Below are 18,283 nucleotides of genomic sequence, written 5' to 3'. Positions count from 1 at the left end.
CTTGCTCGCGAAGGCGGTGTGTCAGTTTGCACATGCAGTGACTGATACACCGCCTTCGCGAGCAAGCCCGCTCCCACAGGAGATCACCACTGTACTTTCAAGCGGGGTAACCGGTGATTTTGCGGATGCTCTGGTACAACGGCTTGAGCTGGCGATACATGCGCAGGTACACCTCTTTGTACAAACGCTCATAGACCTGCTGTGCCTCGGGTTGCGGGGTGAATACCGTCCCGACGCGGGTCATCGCGGCAATCGCCGTGGGGAAATCCGCATGCAAGCCCAACCCCACCGCACAACAGATCGCCGCGCCCAGCCCGGACGCTTCGTACACATGCGGACGCTCCGCCGGCAGGCCAAAAATATTCGCCGTCAGCTGCATCGCCGCATCGCTCTGCGAACCGCCACCGGCCACCCGCAGACGCTTGACCGACACCTTCGAACGCCTCTCGATGTTCTCCAGGCCCTGGCGCAAGGCATACGCCAGCCCTTCGAGAATCGCCCGGTAAATATGCGCGCGGGTGTGCACGTCGCCGAAGCCGATCATCGCGCCTTTGGCTTCGACACCCGGCTCACGAATCCCCGGCGACCAATACGGTTGCAGCATCAGCCCCATCGACCCCGGCGGTACCGCGTTGACCAGCGCATCGAACAGTTGCTCGGGTTCAATGCCCTGCTCTTTCGCCTGCTGCATCTCGCGCAGGCCGAACTCGTTTTTGAACCAGCTGACCATCCAGTAACCGCGATAAATCATCACCTCGCAGTTGTACTGATCCGGCACCGCCGAGGGGTACGGCGGGATCAGCGGGACGATTTCCAGATAGCGCGAACGGGTGCTGGTGATCGTCGCGGTAGTGCCGTAGGACAAGCACACGGTGCTGGTATCGACCACGCCGGCACCGACCACTTCGCAGGCCTTGTCGGCGCCCGCCGCAATCAGCGGCAAGCCCTCGGGAATCCCGGTGTGGCGGCTGGCCTCAGCGCTGATGTAGCCGAGGGTTTCGCCGGGTTTGTGCAAGGTCGGCAATTGCTCCGGACGCACCGCCAGCGCCTGCCATTTCCAGTCGCTGGGCGCGGCCCATTTCAGGCGTTTGAAGTCGAACGGCAGATAGCCGACGCAACATCCGACAGAGTCGACAAAGCGTCCACACAGACGATGAGTGAGAAACCCCGAGAGCAGCAGAAACTTATCGGTCGCCGCCCACACTTCAGGCTGGTGTCTGGCGATCCAGTTGGCCTCGGCCTGCGCGCGAAAATAATCCACGGTAGCCTGCGCGCCGACCAGTTTGAACAACCAGCCCCACGGTCCCTTGATCCCGCCCTCGACTTCGCTCTGACGCTGATCGAGCCACAGAATGGCCGGGCGCAGCGGCTTGCCCTGAGCATCGACGTTGATCACCGTGCCGCGCTGAGTGGTCAGTGAGACGCCGGCAATCTGCGAGCGATCAATCCCGGTTTGCGCCCATACCTGCTGGCAGGCCTCGCCGAGTTTCGCCCAGTAATATTCCGGGTCCTGCTCGGCCCAGCCCGGTTGCGTCGAGTAGTACGCCTGCAACTCGACCTTGCCTTTGCCGAGCAGATTGCCCTGCAAATCGAAGAGCAATGCGCGCACGCTCTGGGTGCCGTTGTCGATCGCCAGCAGGTAGCGCTTGTTCGAGTGGTTATCCATGGCGCTCTCTTCAAGGGGCATCAAGGCGTGGCATCCGGCAGACCGTGATGGCGTTGCCACAATGCCCGGTAACGCTGCAGCTCTTGCTGCCAGTGTGCATCGTCCCAGCCCAGGCGGGGCTGGCAGAGTTGGCGGATGGCCGCGAAATGCGCTTCACCACCGCGCGCCAGCAACAGGCCCAGTCGGGTGCGGCGCAGCAACAGATCATCGAGGTGCAGAACCATTTCCGCCTCACAGGCGAAGGCCAGTTCGGCCCACAAGGTGTCGGTGTTGCCGACCGTTTCGTGGCCCAACTCGGCGATCAACTGCGCCAGTCGCGGCAGGTCGCGACCGTGGCGTCCGGCCAGCCGTCGCCACTGTTGCGGGCTGAGTCCGGGAATCGGCAGTGGCGCTACGGCGGCAAAAACGGCGGCGCCGTGATCTTCGAAACTGCGGCCAAGCATGTCGGCACAGGCCTTAAGCACTTCGATGGCTTGCGGGCGAAATGTCGTCAGTTTGCCGCCGGCTAACGTGACGCAACCCGGCACCTGCCACAGCACATGTTCACGGGTTTCATTCGACGGCTTGCCTTGCTGTACACCCGCCGCGCTGCCCACCACCGGACGCACGCCGGACCAGGTCGACAGCACATCGCTCGCCGTCACTTCGGCACCTGGAAATTGTTGCGTGCAAGCCGCCAGCAGATAGTCGAGTTCGTCGGCGCTGATGCTCGCGCTCTGATCCAGATTCTCGCGATGATCGAGGTCGGTGGTGCCAACCACCGTCGCCCCTTCCCACGGAAAAACGAACACTGGCCGCCGGTCACGCTCATGCAGAAAAGTAAAGGCCTGCGCCACCGGCAAACGCCAGCCCGGCAGCAGCAGATGACTGCCGCGCAATGGCCGTAGTTGTCGCGGTGCCTCGGGCAAACGCAGGCGCTCAGCCCAAGCCCCGGTGGCCACCGCCAGCACGCCGCAACGTAATTGCCGCGCCCCGCCCGCCTCGCAATCCTCAACCTGAACCCCGCACACCCGGCCGTCTTCGCGCAGCAAATGTTCGACACGCACCCCGTTAAGCACCACCGCGCCATCGGCCCGCGCTTCACTCAACACGCGCATCACCAGCCGTGCATCATCGGTCAGCGCATCGATAAAACAGGTGCCGCCGAGCAGCTGGGTTTCCTTCACCCCCGGCGCGAGAAAACGCAGTTGCTGCGCGTCATGAAAACGATGGCTGCGCCGTCCGGCCAACGCGTCATACACCGACAACAAGCCACCGAGCACACGCGGCCCGGGAAAGCCGCCGCGATAGTGCGGCATCATGAAACTCATCGGCTCCACCAGCCCCGGCGCTTCGTCGAGCAGGCGCTGGCGCTCGCGCACCGAATCACGGGTCAGGCGCCATTGGCCCTTGGCGATGTAACGCAAACCGCCGTGGACCATTTTCGACGATCGGCTGGAGGTGCCCCAGGCGAAATCCCGTTGCTCCAGCAGCAGACAACGCCAACCGCGCCGCGCCGCTTCGCGCAGGATGCCGGCACCGCTGATGCCGCCGCCGATGACGATCAGGTCCCACGTTTCGTCGGCCAATGTCGGCAAGGTTTGCTGGCGCCACGCGGCGTTCCAGTCCGGGTGCATGGCCGTCACTCCTGCAACAGCGTGCCGGGGTTGAGGCGCCCGGCCGGATCGAAGTGTTTACTCAGCGCCTGCAAGGTATCCATCGCCAGCGCGCCTTTTTCGCGCGGCAGGTACGGCGCGTGATCCTTGCCGACCCCGTGCTGGTGGCTGATCGTGCCGTGGTTGTCGACGATGGTCTGGCTGGCCGCGTGCTTGAGTGCCTGCCAGCGCGCCAGCGTCGCCGGATAATCCGCCGCCGGGCGAAACACGTAAGTGGTGTAGATGCTCGAGCCTTCGCCGTAAACGTGGGACAGATGGGTGAACACATGCACCCGTTCACCCTGCGCTGCCAAGGCATCGCGCAGGCTGTTTTCGATCAGGTTGAGCAGATTGTCGACGTTGCTCCAGTCGGTGGCGGTTTCCAGGGTGTCAACCACGTAACCGGCGTTCCACAGGTTCTCGCGCAGGTAGGGGAAACGAAAGCGGTTCTGCGCCCACTTCTTGCCGAGCAAGGTGCCGGTAAACACACCGCCGAAGGCTTTCAGATGCTGCCGTGCCTGGCTCAGCGATAGCGCATTTTGCCGGCGGTTGCCGGTCACGCCGAAGGTCAGCAGGCACTTGCCTTCGCCGGCGCCGCGCAGGTTCAGATACTTTTCCAGCCAGGCGATTTGCTGCGGATGCCCGGCCAGCGCCAGTTGGGTTTCGGTCTCCACCGCGTTCGACAGGCGCAGCATCGACAGCGGCACTCGTGCCTGCGCCAATTGGCGGATCGCTTGCAGCGCCTTCCTCCAACTGGGCAGGAACACTCCGTAAAAACGCTCATCGGCGGGCAGCGGACTGACCCGCACTTTGACTTCGGAAATGATCCCGAAACGGCCTTCGCATCCGAGCACCACTTCGCGCAGATCAGGCCCCGCCGCCGAGGCTGGGAAGGTCGGAATTTCCAACGGCCCGGCAAAGGTTTCCAGGGTGCCGCCGGCGAACAATTGCTCGATGCGCCCGTAGCGCAACGACTGCTGACCACTGGAGCGACTGGCGACCCAACCGCCCAGCGTCGACAACTCCCACGACTGCGGGAAATGCCCTAGCGTGTAGCCGCGAGCGCGCAGCTGACTTTCCACTTGCGGGCCACTGGCACCGGGGCCGAACGTCGCCAGTTGGCTCTGCTCGTCGAGGTCGATCAGACGATTCATCCGCGCCAGCGACACGGTCACCACCGGCCGAGCCGAATCCGGCGGATTGATGTGCCCGGCCACCGAGGTGCCACCGCCGTAGGGAATCAGGCACAAGTCCTGTTCATGGGCGAGCGCCAGCAATTGGCGGATCTGTTCGGCAGTTTCGGGAAACGCCACCGCATCGGGATAGTTGCCCAGCGCGCCTTCGCGCAACGCCAGCCAATCCGGCAGGCTCTGGCCCCGGGCGTGCAGCAGACGGTCATGGGCATCGACGCTGTACAAGGTGTGCGCCGCCAGCCGCGAGAGCGGCACCCGCGCCAATGCCGCGTCCAGCGTGGCATCGGGCAACACCTGCCCGGCCCCCAGTCGTTCATGGAGAAAACTCGCGCCCTGCGCCGGCAGTTCGACCACCGTTGTTGCCTCTCCCCAGCCGTTCCAGCGTCGCATGCGTGTGTCCTTCTTATACAGTCTGATCAGTGATGTGGCAGGCCTCCATACTAGTCAGCGGCCCAAAAGTGTCACGGTCGCATCCGGCCAGTTCGAGTAGCCAATTGAGTCAAACGTCGCGCAAGTGCCAGCCATTTACTTTAGTCGGGGTTTCAAATTACCTTTCAGGCATTCATTCGCTCATGCAGGCCTTGATCAAGGGATTCGGATCATGCAATCGCTCGGCTTCACCTCGGTTCCGCCGCTGCTCAAATACGTGCGCCATGCCGAGCAACTGGGCATGGCCATCGAGCCGGCGCTGGCGGCAGCCGGATTGCAGGCGCAGCAACTGAGCGACAACAGCCTGCGCCTGCCGGGCGAAACCCATGAACGCCTGCTCGATTATTTCTGCGAGCACTCGGGCGATCCGCTGTTTGGTCTCAACGCGGCCAATTTCGTCCTGCCCAATTCCTGGAGCGTGCTCGGTTACATCACCATGAACTGCGCGACCCTGGGCGATGCCATGAGCCGGATCATGCCGTTCGAAAAACTGGTGGGCGACATGGGCGTCAGCCGTGCCGAAGTGCAGGACGGTCATGTACACCTGATCTGGACTTGCCGCTACGAGCGTCCGCGGATTCGCCGGCATCTGGTGGAAAACGTTCTTGGCTCGTGGCTGCAATATGCCCGCTGGATCGCCGACACACAGATGTCGCCCGCCGCCGTGTGGCTGGAACATCCGTGCCCGCCAGACGCTACCCAGGCGCAGTACGAAGCGTTTTTCGATTGCCCGGTGCTGTTCGAGCAAGCGTATTCGGCGCTGATCGTGCCGCTGGCGTATCTGCAATTACCGCTGCGCCAGGCCGATGCGCAGTTGCTGCGTACCCTGGAAGAACACGCGATGGGCTTGATGGCGACGCTGGAGGATGCGTCGCTGGAACAACGGGTCAAAAGCATCCTGCGTCAGCTGCTCAAGGAAGGCTTGCCGCGCAAGGAACAGGTGGCCGAGCAAATGGCGGTGTCGGTGCGCACGTTGCAGCGCCAGTTGCATCAGGCGGGGACGTCGTATCAGCAGATTCTGGATGATTTGCGTCAGGAGCTGGCCGAGCATTATTTGCTCAACAGCACCTTGCCGATTCAGGACATTGCGCAGTATCTGGGGTTTACCGAGCCGAGGTCGTTTCATCGTACGTTCAAGAGCAGGCGCGGGATGCCGCCGGGGGAGTTTCGGCAGATGCATCGGGGTTGACGGGACTGGCCTCTTCGCGAGCAAGCCCGCTCCCACAGGGGATTTGTGTCATACACAAAATCTGCATTCACTGAAGATCCACTGTGGGAGCGGGCTTGCTCGCGAAGGCGCCAGTCGCCTCACCTCAATCCGACAGACAAATCCTCCGCTCCTGTAGTGCAATAAACACTTTTCAGCACGCCTGTTTAAAGACACTCAGTGTTACGGCTCACCGGCCTACAAATCCTTGCGCCACTGCCTACGGCTAAGCCAGAATCCGCCGGCTTGTGCGCCTTGGAGGCCGTCGGTAACTTGAGTCCGTCACTGATTTCCAGTGATCGGGTTTAGTAGCCCGAGGTTTTTGGGGCGTATCGCTCATCAGACAGTCAGGTCTTGCCTGAACGTTATGGTGGCTGTGCGCAGGGCGCCCTCGGGCGCGCCGGTTTCCCAGATCCCCGGTCTACTAACCTGCGTACGGCTGCCTCCATTTCTTTTAGTAGGGAAACGGCGGCCAGCCCTCAATGAGGATCTGGCATATGTTCAAAGTAACACCCAACCCGCCGCCCACCGACGCGGCCTCCCCCTACGAATCCCCCGAATCAAGGAAATTCCACGAAGCCGCCGAGCGCGCCCTCGACCACTACCTCGGCCCACCGAGGCCCGCCATCATGGCCACCCCATACCAGCCCAATCGTCTCTACATGGCCAACCCGGCCAGCGGCACCGAACCGTTGCTGGCCGACGCCTGCGAATCCCTCGGCTCGGCCACCGTGATGCTCAACGACTTCGCCGGCCTGCTGGAAGGCTCGCACCGCAAGACCCTGCAAGGCATCGCGCAAGTAGTGATGGTGGCGGAGATCGCCGTCAATCGCGTGCTGGATAAATTAGTGCCGACCGAATAAACGAAAAAGCCCGCGGCCAGACCTTGATGGTATGGCAGCGGGCTTTTTTGCCTGTCTCGAATCAGACACTGATCGCGTTGGTGAACACCAGTCGATTACCAAACGGATCGGCAATCGTCATGTCCTGACTGCCCCAAGGCATCGCCTGAATCTGTGGGTGCGAGAATTTATATTCCTTGGCCATCAGTTGCTGCTGAAACGCCTCCAGCTCATCGGTCTCGATACGCAACGCCGAGCCCGGCGTCGCGTCGCCATGATGCTCGGACAGGTGCAGCACGCACTCGCCACGCGACACCTGCAGATACAGCGGGAAGTTCGCTTCGAAACGATGCTGCCAGTCGATCTTGAAGCCGAGGAAGTCGACGTAAAATTCCAACGCCTTGGCTTCATCGAAGATCCGCAGGATCGGGGTGGTTTTGCCGAAGCTCATGGGGTGCTCCCTGACTGGTTGGCCCAAGAGTTTAGCTGGGCTGGATGTCAGCAATTCGGCTTGGATTCGACATTCTTTAATCTCAGAGTGCCACTATGAGACGCAGATCAAAAGATCGCAGCCTTCGGCAGCCCTTACATTGGAATGCGATCTCCTGTAGGAGCTGCCGAAGGCTGCGATCTTTTGGCGTCATCACAATCAACGAAAACCTGCGCGCAGATCACCTTCGCGTGCCAGAAACCGCCCTTCCCGGCGACCATTCGCCTGCCCGTCGCGATAACTCAACACGCCATTGACCCAGACTCCGTCAATGCCCTGCGCTGCCCGTTGCGGTTCACGGAAATCCGCCACATCGCGCACCGTCGCCGGATCGAACAGCACCAGATCCGCCCAATAGCCCTCACGAATCTCGCCACGCCCTTTCAAGCCAAACCGCGCCGCCGACAGACCGGTCATCTTGTGTACGGCGGTGTGCAGCGGAAACAGTCCGACATCACGACTGAAATGTCCGAGCACTCGTGGGAAAGCGCCCCACAGGCGTGGATGCGGGAACGGGTCTTCCGGCAGTCCGTCAGAACCGACCATCGACAGCGGATGCGCGAGGATTTTTCGGACGTCCGCCTCGTCCATGCCGTAGTACACCGCGCCCGCCGGTTGCAGGCGTTTGGCGGCGTCGTGCAGTGGCACGTTCCATTCGGCGGCGATGTCGATCAGGTCGCGGCCGCTGACTTCAGGATGCGGCGTCGACCAGGTGATGGTGATGCGGTGAGCATCGGTGACTTGCTTCAGATCCAGCGTCGAAGAGCTCGCCGCGTAGGGATAGCAGTCACAGCCCACATGCTGGGTTTTCGCCGCTGCCTCCAGCGATGCGAGCAACTGCGGACTGCGCCCCCAGTTGCCGACACCGGCGCATTTGAGGTGGGAAATGATTACCGGGGACTGTGAGTGACGGCCGATGCTGAACGCTTCTTCCATCGCCTCCAGCACCGGTTCGAATTCACTGCGCAGGTGGGTGGTGTACACCGCGCCGAATGCCGTCAGTTCTTCGGTCAGTTGCTTCACTTCGTCGGTGGAGGCGTTGTAGGCGCTGGCGTAGGCCAGGCCTGTGGATAACCCGAGCGCGCCGGCCTCCAGGCTTTCACGCAATTGCTCGCGCATGGCGGCGATTTCGTCAGGCGTGGCGGTGCGCAACAGGTCGTCGAGGTGGTTGCTGCGCAGTGCGGTGTGGCCAACCAACGCGGCCACGTTCAACGTGGTGTTCGCCGCTTCGACGGCGGCGCGGTAATCGCTGAAACGTGGATAGACGAACGCCGCTGCGCTGCCGAGCAGGTTCATCGGGTCCGGCGGATTGCCTTTCAGCGTCACGGGTGAGGCGCTGATCCCACAGTTGCCGACAATCACCGTGGTCACGCCCTGGCTGAGTTTGGGCAGCATCTGCGGCTGGCGGATGACCACCGTGTCGTCGTGGGTGTGCACGTCGATAAAACCCGGGGCGAGCACGCGGCCGGCGGCGTCGATGCCTTCAGCGGCGCGGGCATCGCGCAGGTCGCCGATACGCTCGATGCGCCCGTTGAGAATCGCCACATCGGCGCGGTAACCGGGCGTGTTGCTGCCATCGATGACGGTAGCGTTGCGGATCAGCGTGTCGTACAGCATCTCAGTCTCCCAGCGGCAGGTGATCGTCGCCGCCACGGTATTCGTCGAGGGCGAGTTTGATCCGCCGCAGACGTTCTTGATTGTCTTCAGGGTTGGCCAGCGCCAGCTCGGTCGCAAGCACATCGATGGCGAGCAGCATGCCGTAGCGCGCCGCCGTCGGTTTGTAGATGAACGAGGTTTCTGCGCCTTGCAGCGGCAGGACGATGTCGGCCAATTCGGCCAGCGGCGAGTCGGCGCGGGTGATGGCCAGAATGCGTGCGCCGTAGTTGCGCGCCAGTTCGACGGTTTCCAAAAGCTCCGGGGTGATGCCGGTCAGCGAGCAGACGATCAGCACTTGCTCGGCGTTCAGGCTGGCGGCGGTGACGCGCATCATCACCGCGTCGTGACACACCGCAATCGGGTAGCCGAGGCGCACCAGGCGCACCTGCAATTCGTCGCTGCACAGGGTCGAGCAACCGCCCATGCCGAACGCGTGAATCATCCGTGCCTGGCCGAGCATTTTTACCGCGTCGGCGAAGCGTGATTCGTCAAACCCGGCCAGATGCTGGCGCAGCGTGGTTTCGATATCGCCGACAATCTGCCCGTAGAACGCCGACTGCTCGGGCGTGCCCGCCGGGTCGAGAAAACGGCTGCCAACGCCGCTGGCCTGAGCCAGTTGCAGGCGCAGATCACGCAGGTCGCGGCAGCCCACCGTACGGGCGAAACGCGACAGCGTGGCGGTGCTGACCTCGGCCCGTTGCGCCAGCTCTTCGAGGCTGGCGGAGGCGGCAAAACCGACATCGTCGAGCATCAGCCGGGCGATGCGGCCCTCGCCCGCGCTGAAGGAGTCCTGACGGGCGCGGATCTGATAAAGGATGTCCATGGGCGGGCTCCGGTTACAGCAGATAAGAAAGGCCGACGGTCAGACCGAAAGCGACCAGCGAGATCAGGGTCTCAAGCACGGTCCAGGTCTTGAACGTCTGCGCGACCGACATGTTGAAGTATTCCTTGATCAACCAGAAGCCGCCGTCATTGACGTGGGAAAAGATCACCGAGCCGGCGCCGGTCGCCAGCACCAGCAATTCCGGGTGTGGATAACCCAGGCCGATGGCTACCGGCGCAACCACGCCGGACGCGGTGGTCATCGCGACGGTGGCCGAGCCGGTGGCCACCCGCATCAACGCGGCGAACAGCCAGCCCATGATCAGCGGCGACAGGTGAAATTCGTGGGCCAGACCGACGATCTGATCGGTGACCCCAGCGTCCACCAGAATCCGGTTCAGACCACCGCCGGCGCCAACCAGCAAGGTGATACTGGCGGTCGGTGCCAGGCACTCGTTGGTGAATTTGAGGATCGATTCACGATTGAAACCCTGAGCGATGCCCAGCGTCCAGAAACTCAGCAAGGTCGCCAGCAACAGCGCAATCACCGAGTTACCAATGAACAACAGAAACTGGTTGAACCCATTGCCCGGCGTGGAAATCAGATTGGCCCAGCCACCGATCAGCATCAGCACCACCGGCAACAGAATGGTCGCCATGGTGATGCCGAAACCCGGCAGCTTGTCGCGCGGTTCGCGGTCGAGAAATTGTTTTTCCAGCGGGTTATCCGCCGGCAGTTGAATACGCGGCACGATGAATTTGGCGTACAGCGGCCCGGCGATGATTGCCGTCGGAATACCGATGGCAATCGCATACAGCAAGGTCTGCCCGACCGAGGCCTGATACGCCTGCACCGCGAGCATCGCCGCCGGGTGCGGCGGCACCAGCGCATGCACCACCGACAGACCGGCGACCATCGGCAAGCCGACCATCAGAATCGACACGCCCACTCGCCGCGCCACGGTAAAGGCGATGGGTACCAGCAATACAAAACCGACTTCGAAGAACAGCGGCAGGCCGACCAGAAATGCGATGCAAACCATCGCCCAGTGCGCGTTCTTCTCGCCGAACTTCTCGATCAAAGTGCGGGCCATCTGCTCCGCGCCGCCGGACTCGGCCATCATCTTGCCAAGCATCGTCCCCAGCGCCACCACCAGCGCAATATGCCCCAGCGTCTTACCCACCCCGGCCTCATACGCCCCCACCACGCCCGACGGCGGCATCCCCGCCACCAACGCCAGACCAATGGAAATCAGGGTGATGACAATGAACGGATTGAGCCGGTAACGCGCGATCAGCACGATCAAGGCGATGATGGCGACGGCGGCATAGATCAGCAGCCAATAGCCGAAGGAAGGCGTCATGCGGTACTCCTCGAAAGGGTCACGTTCGAATGGGTTGTGAAACTCATAAATCATTTCGAGATCGAGTTTTCAAACACCATGAAAGTAATTTTCGTGGAAAGGTAAGGCGTGTCGCTGCTGGGTATGTCTTGTCGCGATTAATGAAAATCGCGGGGCGGGATTTACATGGCTCTCGCGCAAACCCAAAGCCCTGTAGGAGTGAGCCTGCTCGCGATAGTGGTGTGTCAAAACATGATTGTTTGACTGACACGCCATTATCGCGAGCAGGCTCACTCCTACAGTTTGATTGCATTCCTTCAGCAAGAATGCGGTCAACCTGTGGGAGCGAGCTTGCTCGCGAATGGCTTCACACGGTGTGGCGCGGGCTCACACCATTTCGTTACGAATCCAGTCCACCACCGACGTACGCTTCGGCGCCCAGCCCAGCAGTTCGCGGGCGTGTTTGCCGCGTACGCGGCTGTTGGAGCCGAGGCCGTAGTTGGCCATTTCGTAGCCCCATTCAGCTTCGGCGTCTTGCAGTGGCCAGTCTTGTGGCTGGCCAAGATTGAGGGCCTGAGCCATGGCAGTGGTCATGTCGATGAACGACGCTTCACCGCTTTCGACGAAGTAGAAAGTGCCCGGTACGTTTTTGGTCAGCGCCAGCAGGTACAGGGCGACGACATCTTCGATGTGCACGTTGGACCAGATGTTCTGGCCAGTGCCGACATGTCGCACCACACCACTTTTGCGCGCTTGTTTGAGCAGACGCGGCAGCTGCACGCTGTCGCGATTGACGCCCAGGCTGTGGCCGTAGATCAGCGTGTTGCAGATCACCGCCGAGTTCACACCGTCCTGCGCGGCGGCGAGGATCAGGTTGTCGATGGCCACACGGGCAGCCTTGTCGACGGTGGGTTCCGGCAGGTTGTCTTCGTAGTAGATGACGTCGCTGGACTTGCCGCCCGAGGCATCGCCGACGATGCTCGAACCGCTGGTGTGCAGGAATACTTTGTTCGAACCGCGCAGGGCATCGAGCAAGGCCTCGACCGCGCCGCGGTGGTCACTGCTGGCGGCGTTGATCACCGCATCGGCGGCGCGGGCCTGTTCAGCCAGCAATGTGCTGTCTTCGAGGGTGCCGATCACCGGGGTGATGTCCAAAGCTTTCAGCTCATCGGCCTGTTCGGCGCTGCGCACCAGGCCCGTGACACGGTGCCCGGCCTGAACCAGGCCGGTGGCGATGGAACCGCCGATGAATCCGGCAGCGCCGGTGATGAATACGTTCATGGAGAAACTCCCTGCGTGAATAAGTGATGCAGCGAGTATCGACCGGTCACCCCGATGGAAAAACCCGCCCCCGCCCAAATCACTGTTGCGCAGGGATCACGAATCAGCCCCTGAAATCCGCACTGGCGTACGCCGCGAGTTTGCTCTGGATGAAGTCGAGGAAGCACTGGATGCGCAGCGCCAGTTGCGAGTTACGGTAGTACACCGCGTTGATTGGCTGGCGATAACCGCTGTTGAATTCCGCCAGCAACACCTTGAGGCGCCCGGCGCGGATGTCGTCGATGGTCATGAAGTGCGACAGGCAGGCAATGCCCTGGCCTTCCAGCGCCAGATGGCGCACGGTCTCGCCGCTGGAAGCGCTGATCGCCGGAGTGATCGGCCAACGGTCGCCATGCACGTAGCGCAGCGGCCACTGATTGAGGCCTTCGTTGTGGGTGAAGCCAAGCAGGGTGTGTTCGCTCAAGTCGGCGACCTGCTGCGGCGCGCCGTGCTTTTCCAGATAGGCCGGACTGGCGACGATCATTAGCGGACTGCAACCCAGCGAGCGCGCATGCAACGTCGAGTCGGCAAGAGTGCCGATGCGGATGGCGACGTCGGTGCTTTGTTCCAGCAGGTCAATGATCAGGTCATTGCTGTTGAGTTCGAGCTGGATGTCCGGGTACAGGCCACGGAATTCGTCGATGTACGGCACGATGGCGTGCAGCATGAAGGGTGACGCGGCGTTGATTCGCAGGCGTCCGGACGGGGTCTGCTGGCGTGAGGACAGTCGCTCTTCGAGCGCATCCATCTGATCAAGAATCAGCTTGGCCTGCTCGAAGAAATACTTGCCCTCCTCGGTCAGGTCCATGCGCCGCGTGGTGCGGTTGATCAGCGTGGTGTCGAGCTTTGCTTCCAACCGCGACAGTGTGCGGCTGACCGCCGAGGGGGTCTGGCCGACCTGCTCGGCAGCAGCGGAAATCGAACCGCACTCGATCACGCAGACGAAAATCTGCAACTCATCGGATCTGGCTTTCACGGAAACTCTCTAATCGAATGCGTACTCATTGTGGCGAGGGAGCTTGCTCCCGCTGGAGTGCGAAGCGCTCCCCTGCGGTTCAGGTAAAAGCGAGGGCCGCTGCGCAGCCCAGCGGGAGCAAGCTCCCTCGCCACAGGATTAGGCCAAGCCATTCGATAGTAGCCTGAAATCCATCAAGCCTTGAGGCCAAACACCTGTTTCAGATGCTGCTCATACCGCGCCACATCATTTTCGATGTTCGGGCGCTTCATCACGTCCACACACAGGAACGTCGGCAACCCGGTCATGCCCAAAAACTCATTGGCCTTGTGGAACGGGAAATACACCGCATCCACACCCTTGGCTTCAAAGAAATCGCTCGGGTCATCAAACGCCTGCTGCGGTGCGTTCCAGGTCAGCGACAGCATGTATTGCTTGCCCTGAATCAGGCCGCCGCTGCCGTACTTCTGCGACGCGTCGGAACGGGTACGACCATCGCTGGCATAGAGGCTGCCGTGGCCTTCGGTGAAGACTTCGTCGATGTACTTTTTCACTGTCCACGGCGCGCCCATCCACCAGCCCGGCATCTGATAAATGATCACGTCGGCCCAGAGGAATTTCGCCACTTCTTCAGCGACGTCATAGCCCTCGTCGATGAACGTGGTTTTGACATCCAGACCGCCGCGATCCAGTACGCTCAGCGCGGTTTCGTGCAAGGTCGCGTTGTAACGACCGTCGGAGTGGGCGAATTTCTTGCCACCATTGAGCAACAACACTTTTTTCATCAGAACGCCTCGCACAGCCATTGGGCTGGAGAAAGATGGGAAAACGAATGGCGGCAGGTTAACCATCCATCTCGCGCGGAATAAGCCGCGTCGGCGCAAAATACATTTGATCAAAAAGCACGAATCGAATGCCGATTGTTGCAATAGCATTCCCGGCCATCTGCATTTGAGGAGTTGTTTTGATGAGTGAACGCCACGGTTTCATCCTGCACGCCAAGACCCGCCCTGAGAAAGCCGAGGCTTTCGAAGCGCTGTTTCGCGCCTATGTCGAACCGAGCCGCGCCGAGCCCGGCTGCATCGAGTACCACATGCTGCGCGACAAGGAAGACCCGACGCTGTTCATCTTTTACGAGATCTGGGAAAGCCAGGCGCACCTCGACGTGCATTCGAACCTGCCGCACATGCGCGAGTTTTTCGACAACCGCATGACGTATCTGGAGCGTGATTTCGATATCCGTCGGATCGACATGCTCAGCGCGTCGTCGGCTAGCCGCTGATCAGCAAATGGGCGCCGAGTGCGCCCAGTCCGATAAAGAACACCCGCTTGAACAGCACGGCACTGATGCGCTGACGCAGCCATTGGCCGAACCCCATGCCCAGCAGCGCCGGGATCAGCACCAGCAGCGACGCACTCAATTCGCCACTGCCCAGTGCGCCGCGCCAGAACAGGCCGCCGGCCAGCGCCAGGGTCGAGACGGTGAATGACAGGCCCAGCGCCTGCACCAGCTCATTGCGCTGCAAACCCAGCGCCTGCAGGTACGGCACCGCCGGAATCACGAACACACCGGTGGCCGAAGTGATGACCCCGGTGATTAGCCCGCACAGCGGGCCGAGCCACGGTTCCTGCCGAGGATTGACCTGCAGCGTCGGCAGCAACAAACCGCTCAGCGCATACAGCAGCAACGCCGCGCCCAGCCCACGCACCACCCAATGCCCGCCTGCCATGCCGATCGACAACGTGCCGACGGCGGTGCCGAGGAAGATCATCAACAGCAGCGGCCACAGGCGTTTGAGCAGCCCTTTCAAATGCCCGCCGAACGCCAATTGCCAGACATTGGTCAGCGTCGCCGGAATGATCAGCAACGCGGCTGCCTGCGACGGCGCCATAGCCAGACCAAGCAGGCCCATGGCGACGGTGGGCAGACCGAGGCCGATCACGCCTTTGACCAGGCCGGCCATGATGAAGGTGGCGATGACCAACAGGGACAGGGCCAGGCCGAGGTTTTGATAGAAGTCTGCGAGTGCGTTCATGGCGCTACTGTGCGCTTTGGCGGGTGCGCTGAAAATCTGCCATATACTGAGGCTGCCTCTGCCAGTACAAGAGGCTGTTAATTGCTTTGCGGCTGACGGCCCTTTCGCGAGCAAGCCCGCTCCCACAGTGAACTAGTGGTGAATCCAAAACTGTGGGAGCGGGCTTGCTCGCGAAGAGGCCCGCCCAGACATCACAAAAACCACAGGCTGCCCCATGCACTTCGACCTCACCGACCTGCGCCTCTACCTGCACATCCTCGACGCCGGCAACATCACCGCCGGTGCCGCCCGCAGTCATCTTTCGCTCGCCGCCGCCAGCGCGCGCATCCGTGCCATGGAAGCCTCGCTAGGCACCGAGTTCCTGCAACGCGGCCGCCGAGGGGTGAGCCCGACGCCCGCCGGCAAGGCGCTGGCACAACATGCGCGGATCCTCCTGCAGCAGTCCGAACGCCTGCAGCAGGATCTGGCGGATTACGCCCAAGGCGTGAAGGGTCAGGTGCGACTGCTGTGCAACACCACCGCGATCACTGAATACCTGCCGGAGGTGCTGGCGGAATTTCTGTGCAGCCATCCCAATCTTGATATCGATCTGCAGGAACTGCCCAGCACGCGCATCACTCACGCCTTGCGCCAAGGGGCGGCGGACCTCGGGATTGTGTCCGACGCAGTAGATACCACCGACCTGCAGACCCAGCCATTTCGTGCCGATCCGCTGGTGCTGATTCTGCCCTTCGGGCACCCATTGTCTGACGCTGCGCCAGTCCGTTTCAGCGACGCCCTGCAGCATGACTTTGTCGGACTGCGCAACGACAGTGCATTGGCGGTGTATCTGGAAGAACAGGCGCTGCACAGTGGCTCACGCATGCAGATCCGCATTCGCGCCGACGGTTTCGATGGAGCGATGCGTATGGTCGCCCGAGGTGTCGGGCTAGCAATTGTGCCGCTGGCTGTGGTCGAGCGGTCTGCCTTGCGGTCATTCAAATGGGTTGCGCTCAACGAAACGTGGGCGCGCCGCACGCTCATGTTGTGCGCCAGGGACTTTACCGCGTTGCCGAATTACGCCCGCGCGTTGTTACACGCGCTCACCGATCCGCGCGTTTCTGAGCAGCTCGATGTCGAGCACAGACAACTGAACGGCGAGCAGGCGCTATAGGGTTCTACTTCAAATCCTTCTGCCCGGAGTTCCCATGACCGCGACCGCCCCCATCACCGTTCTGCGCGACACCCACCCGCTGCCGGTACTCGACGCCTGCAAATGGGAAAAACTCGAAGGTGACCCGCACACCGTCAACCTCAACGCCTACACCAGCGAAGACGGCAGCAAGATCATGGGCACCTGGATCTGCACCCCGGGCAAGTGGCGGGTCGATTATGTGAAGTGGGAGTACTGCCACTTCCAGGAAGGCTACTGCATCATCACCCCGGACGGCATGGCGCCGATCCACCTGCGTGCCGGCGACATCTTCGTGGTTGAACCGGGGATGAAAGGCACCTGGGAAGTGGTCGAGACCGTGCGCAAATATTTCGTCTTCGCCTGACAAGCAAAAGATCGCAGCCTTCGGCAGCTCCTACAGGGTGTACATTTCCCCATGTAGGAGCTGCCGAAGGCTGCGATCTTTTTTGCCTTCTATAAAACCTGTGGCGAGGGAGCTTGCTCCCGCTCGGCTGCGCAGCAGTCGTAACTTCAGTCAATGCGGTTTTTCTGAAGAACCGCATTGACCGGATTTGGGTCTGCTGCGCAGACCGGCGGGAGCAAGCTCCTCGCCACAGAAGCTCACCCCCGCAATTTGATGCCTGTTTACTGCGGCTTGCGATAGCTGTTGATAATCGCCGAGAAGTCCTTGCCGCCCTCCCCGCGCTGGCTCATCGCCTGATACAACTGCTGCGCCACCGCGCCGAGCACCACCGGTTGGTGCGCCTGACGCGCCGCTTCGGTTGCCAGCCCCAGATCCTTGAGCATCAGTTCGGCACCAAACCCGCCGGTATAACCGCGCGAGGCCGGAGCCGTTTCGACGATGCCCGGCCACGGGTTGTACATTTCCGAACTCCAGCAACGCCCGGTCGAACTGTTGATGATCCCGGCCAGCACCGAGGTGTCGATCCCCAGTGCATCCCCCAGCGCCATGGCTTCGCTGACACCGACCATCGAGATCGCCAGCAGCAGGTTGTTGCAGATCTTGGCGATTTGCCCGGTGCCGACTTCGCCGCAATGCACGATGTTGCGGCCCATCTGCGCCAGCACCGGTTGCAGGGTGGCGAACAGTTCCGGAGTGGCGCCGACCATGAAGGTCAGCGTGCCGGCGGTCGCGCCGCCAGTGCCGCCGGAGACCGGTGCATCAGCCATGGCCACGCCTTGTTTGGCAGCAGCGGCGGCCACATCGCGGGCGGTTTGCGGATCTATGGTGCTGCAATCCACCGCCGGCACGCCTTTGCCGATACCGGCCAGCACACCGTCCTCACCGAGCCAGACGCTGCGCACATGCACCGCCGCCGGGAGCATGGTGATCACCAGCTCGGCGTCTTCGGCGGCCTCACGGGCCGAGGCGCGGATAGTGCCGCCCAGTTGCTCAAGCTCCGCCAGCACCGTCTTGTTCAGGTCCACCAGATTCAGCGAATGGCCGGCCTTGATCAGGTTGCGCGCCATCGGCGCGCCCATGTTGCCCAGACCGATAAATGCGATTTTCATGGCC

General features: G+C 61.9%; 17 protein-coding genes. 5 read left to right on the top strand and 12 right to left on the bottom strand.

Annotated features, from left to right (window positions below; all coding sequences use genetic code 11):
• Positions 1-97 precede the first annotated feature (97 nt).
• From AC1RBR_RS03840 to AC1RBR_RS03830, 3 genes are read right to left on the bottom strand one after another with little or no spacing between them, the layout of a single operon-like run.
• Entirely contained in the window at positions 98-1,666 is a 1,569-nt protein-coding gene (locus AC1RBR_RS03840) for an FGGY-family carbohydrate kinase (protein WP_481396436.1), read from the bottom strand.
• A gap of 20 nt (positions 1,667-1,686) precedes the next feature.
• On the bottom strand, positions 1,687-3,282 hold the full coding sequence (locus AC1RBR_RS03835) for a glycerol-3-phosphate dehydrogenase/oxidase (protein ID WP_492563071.1): 1,596 nt from the start codon (positions 3,280-3,282) through the stop codon (positions 1,687-1,689).
• A 5-nt stretch (positions 3,283-3,287) separates the two neighbouring features.
• The gene (locus AC1RBR_RS03830) at positions 3,288-4,883 is read right to left on the bottom strand and encodes an FAD-binding oxidoreductase (RefSeq protein ID WP_492563070.1); all 1,596 of its coding nucleotides are present in this window, start codon (positions 4,881-4,883) and stop codon (positions 3,288-3,290) included.
• Between the two features lie 211 nt (positions 4,884-5,094).
• Here AC1RBR_RS03830 and gliR point away from each other — a divergent pair, with 211 nt between their 5' ends.
• The gene (gene gliR / locus AC1RBR_RS03825) at positions 5,095-6,111 is read left to right on the top strand and encodes an AraC family transcriptional regulator GliR (RefSeq protein WP_166496115.1); all 1,017 of its coding nucleotides are present in this window, start codon (positions 5,095-5,097) and stop codon (positions 6,109-6,111) included.
• Positions 6,112-6,626: 515 nt separating this feature from the next.
• A complete protein-coding gene (locus AC1RBR_RS03820) occupies positions 6,627-6,992 on the top strand; it encodes a DUF6124 family protein (protein ID WP_027614134.1) in 366 nt (121 codons plus the stop codon).
• A 61-nt stretch (positions 6,993-7,053) separates the two neighbouring features.
• Here the strand turns inward: AC1RBR_RS03820 and AC1RBR_RS03815 are convergent, their stop codons facing one another.
• The 7 genes from AC1RBR_RS03815 to mdaB all read right to left on the bottom strand — a co-directional run bounded on the left by AC1RBR_RS03815 (position 7,054) and on the right by mdaB (position 14,342).
• Complete coding sequence (locus AC1RBR_RS03815) at positions 7,054-7,422, bottom strand: glyoxalase superfamily protein (protein WP_095139854.1); 369 nt, start codon at positions 7,420-7,422, stop codon at positions 7,054-7,056.
• Positions 7,423-7,620: 198 nt separating this feature from the next.
• Complete coding sequence (locus AC1RBR_RS03810) at positions 7,621-9,078, bottom strand: N-acyl-D-amino-acid deacylase family protein (protein ID WP_492563069.1); 1,458 nt, start codon at positions 9,076-9,078, stop codon at positions 7,621-7,623.
• 1 nt (position 9,079) lies between these two features.
• Positions 9,080-9,940, bottom strand: coding sequence for a MurR/RpiR family transcriptional regulator (locus AC1RBR_RS03805; protein ID WP_115987650.1), 861 nt, complete (start codon positions 9,938-9,940; stop codon positions 9,080-9,082).
• A gap of 13 nt (positions 9,941-9,953) precedes the next feature.
• Positions 9,954-11,303: a GntP family permease gene (locus AC1RBR_RS03800; RefSeq protein ID WP_492563067.1), complete on the bottom strand. Its 1,350-nt coding sequence runs from the start codon at positions 11,301-11,303 to the stop codon at positions 9,954-9,956.
• 366 nt (positions 11,304-11,669) lie between these two features.
• A complete protein-coding gene (locus tag AC1RBR_RS03795) occupies positions 11,670-12,563 on the bottom strand; it encodes an NAD-dependent epimerase/dehydratase family protein (protein WP_492563065.1) in 894 nt (297 codons plus the stop codon).
• A gap of 103 nt (positions 12,564-12,666) precedes the next feature.
• Complete coding sequence (locus tag AC1RBR_RS03790) at positions 12,667-13,578, bottom strand: LysR family transcriptional regulator (protein WP_095139857.1); 912 nt, start codon at positions 13,576-13,578, stop codon at positions 12,667-12,669.
• A 173-nt stretch (positions 13,579-13,751) separates the two neighbouring features.
• A complete protein-coding gene (mdaB, locus tag AC1RBR_RS03785; protein WP_166496110.1) occupies positions 13,752-14,342 on the bottom strand; it encodes an NADPH:quinone oxidoreductase MdaB in 591 nt (196 codons plus the stop codon).
• A 182-nt stretch (positions 14,343-14,524) separates the two neighbouring features.
• Here mdaB and AC1RBR_RS03780 point away from each other — a divergent pair, with 182 nt between their 5' ends.
• On the top strand, positions 14,525-14,839 hold the full coding sequence (locus AC1RBR_RS03780) for a putative quinol monooxygenase (protein ID WP_027614144.1): 315 nt from the start codon (positions 14,525-14,527) through the stop codon (positions 14,837-14,839).
• On the opposite strand, the gene AC1RBR_RS03775 is transcribed toward AC1RBR_RS03780, so the two are convergent.
• Positions 14,829-15,593, bottom strand: a complete 765-nt coding sequence (locus AC1RBR_RS03775) for a sulfite exporter TauE/SafE family protein (RefSeq protein WP_492563062.1) — start codon at positions 15,591-15,593, stop codon at positions 14,829-14,831. The two genes, AC1RBR_RS03780 and AC1RBR_RS03775, sit on opposite strands and share 11 nt — an antisense overlap.
• A 214-nt stretch (positions 15,594-15,807) precedes the next feature.
• Between AC1RBR_RS03775 and AC1RBR_RS03770 the strand changes: the two genes are divergently transcribed.
• Positions 15,808-16,746 (top strand): LysR substrate-binding domain-containing protein, encoded by a 939-nt coding sequence (locus AC1RBR_RS03770; protein ID WP_492563060.1) that lies wholly within the window; start codon positions 15,808-15,810, stop codon positions 16,744-16,746.
• A 34-nt stretch (positions 16,747-16,780) separates the two neighbouring features.
• The gene (locus tag AC1RBR_RS03765) at positions 16,781-17,131 is read left to right on the top strand and encodes a cupin domain-containing protein (RefSeq protein WP_003221437.1); all 351 of its coding nucleotides are present in this window, start codon (positions 16,781-16,783) and stop codon (positions 17,129-17,131) included.
• 260 nt (positions 17,132-17,391) lie between these two features.
• On the opposite strand, the gene mmsB is transcribed toward AC1RBR_RS03765, so the two are convergent.
• Positions 17,392-18,279, bottom strand: coding sequence for a 3-hydroxyisobutyrate dehydrogenase (gene mmsB / locus AC1RBR_RS03760; protein WP_007962098.1), 888 nt, complete (start codon positions 18,277-18,279; stop codon positions 17,392-17,394).
• Positions 18,280-18,283 lie beyond the last annotated feature (4 nt).

The organism is Pseudomonas sp. GW823-FHT01D03 (assembly GCF_058798255.1).
The sequence above is the reverse complement of the archived record's forward strand: the minus strand, read 5'-3'. Positions and strand labels throughout refer to the sequence as shown.

What these genes read in the sequence shown, in the direction of transcription:
- mmsB (WP_007962098.1), bottom strand. Translation starts at nt 18,279, where the DNA reads ATGAAAATCGCATTTATCGGTCTGGGCAACATGGGCGCGCCGATGGCG.
- AC1RBR_RS03765 (WP_003221437.1), top strand. Translation starts at nt 16,781, where the DNA reads ATGACCGCGACCGCCCCCATCACCGTTCTGCGCGACACCCACCCGCTG.
- AC1RBR_RS03840 (WP_481396436.1), bottom strand. Translation starts at nt 1,666, where the DNA reads ATGGATAACCACTCGAACAAGCGCTACCTGCTGGCGATCGACAACGGC.
- AC1RBR_RS03800 (WP_492563067.1), bottom strand. Translation starts at nt 11,303, where the DNA reads ATGACGCCTTCCTTCGGCTATTGGCTGCTGATCTATGCCGCCGTCGCC.
- AC1RBR_RS03820 (WP_027614134.1), top strand. Translation starts at nt 6,627, where the DNA reads ATGTTCAAAGTAACACCCAACCCGCCGCCCACCGACGCGGCCTCCCCC.
- AC1RBR_RS03795 (WP_492563065.1), bottom strand. Translation starts at nt 12,563, where the DNA reads ATGAACGTATTCATCACCGGCGCTGCCGGATTCATCGGCGGTTCCATC.
- AC1RBR_RS03780 (WP_027614144.1), top strand. Translation starts at nt 14,525, where the DNA reads ATGAGTGAACGCCACGGTTTCATCCTGCACGCCAAGACCCGCCCTGAG.
- AC1RBR_RS03815 (WP_095139854.1), bottom strand. Translation starts at nt 7,422, where the DNA reads ATGAGCTTCGGCAAAACCACCCCGATCCTGCGGATCTTCGATGAAGCC.
- AC1RBR_RS03805 (WP_115987650.1), bottom strand. Translation starts at nt 9,940, where the DNA reads ATGGACATCCTTTATCAGATCCGCGCCCGTCAGGACTCCTTCAGCGCG.
- gliR (WP_166496115.1), top strand. Translation starts at nt 5,095, where the DNA reads ATGCAATCGCTCGGCTTCACCTCGGTTCCGCCGCTGCTCAAATACGTG.
- mdaB (WP_166496110.1), bottom strand. Translation starts at nt 14,342, where the DNA reads ATGAAAAAAGTGTTGTTGCTCAATGGTGGCAAGAAATTCGCCCACTCC.
- AC1RBR_RS03830 (WP_492563070.1), bottom strand. Translation starts at nt 4,883, where the DNA reads ATGCGACGCTGGAACGGCTGGGGAGAGGCAACAACGGTGGTCGAACTG.
- AC1RBR_RS03775 (WP_492563062.1), bottom strand. Translation starts at nt 15,593, where the DNA reads ATGAACGCACTCGCAGACTTCTATCAAAACCTCGGCCTGGCCCTGTCC.
- AC1RBR_RS03770 (WP_492563060.1), top strand. Translation starts at nt 15,808, where the DNA reads ATGCACTTCGACCTCACCGACCTGCGCCTCTACCTGCACATCCTCGAC.
- AC1RBR_RS03810 (WP_492563069.1), bottom strand. Translation starts at nt 9,078, where the DNA reads ATGCTGTACGACACGCTGATCCGCAACGCTACCGTCATCGATGGCAGC.
- AC1RBR_RS03835 (WP_492563071.1), bottom strand. Translation starts at nt 3,282, where the DNA reads ATGCACCCGGACTGGAACGCCGCGTGGCGCCAGCAAACCTTGCCGACA.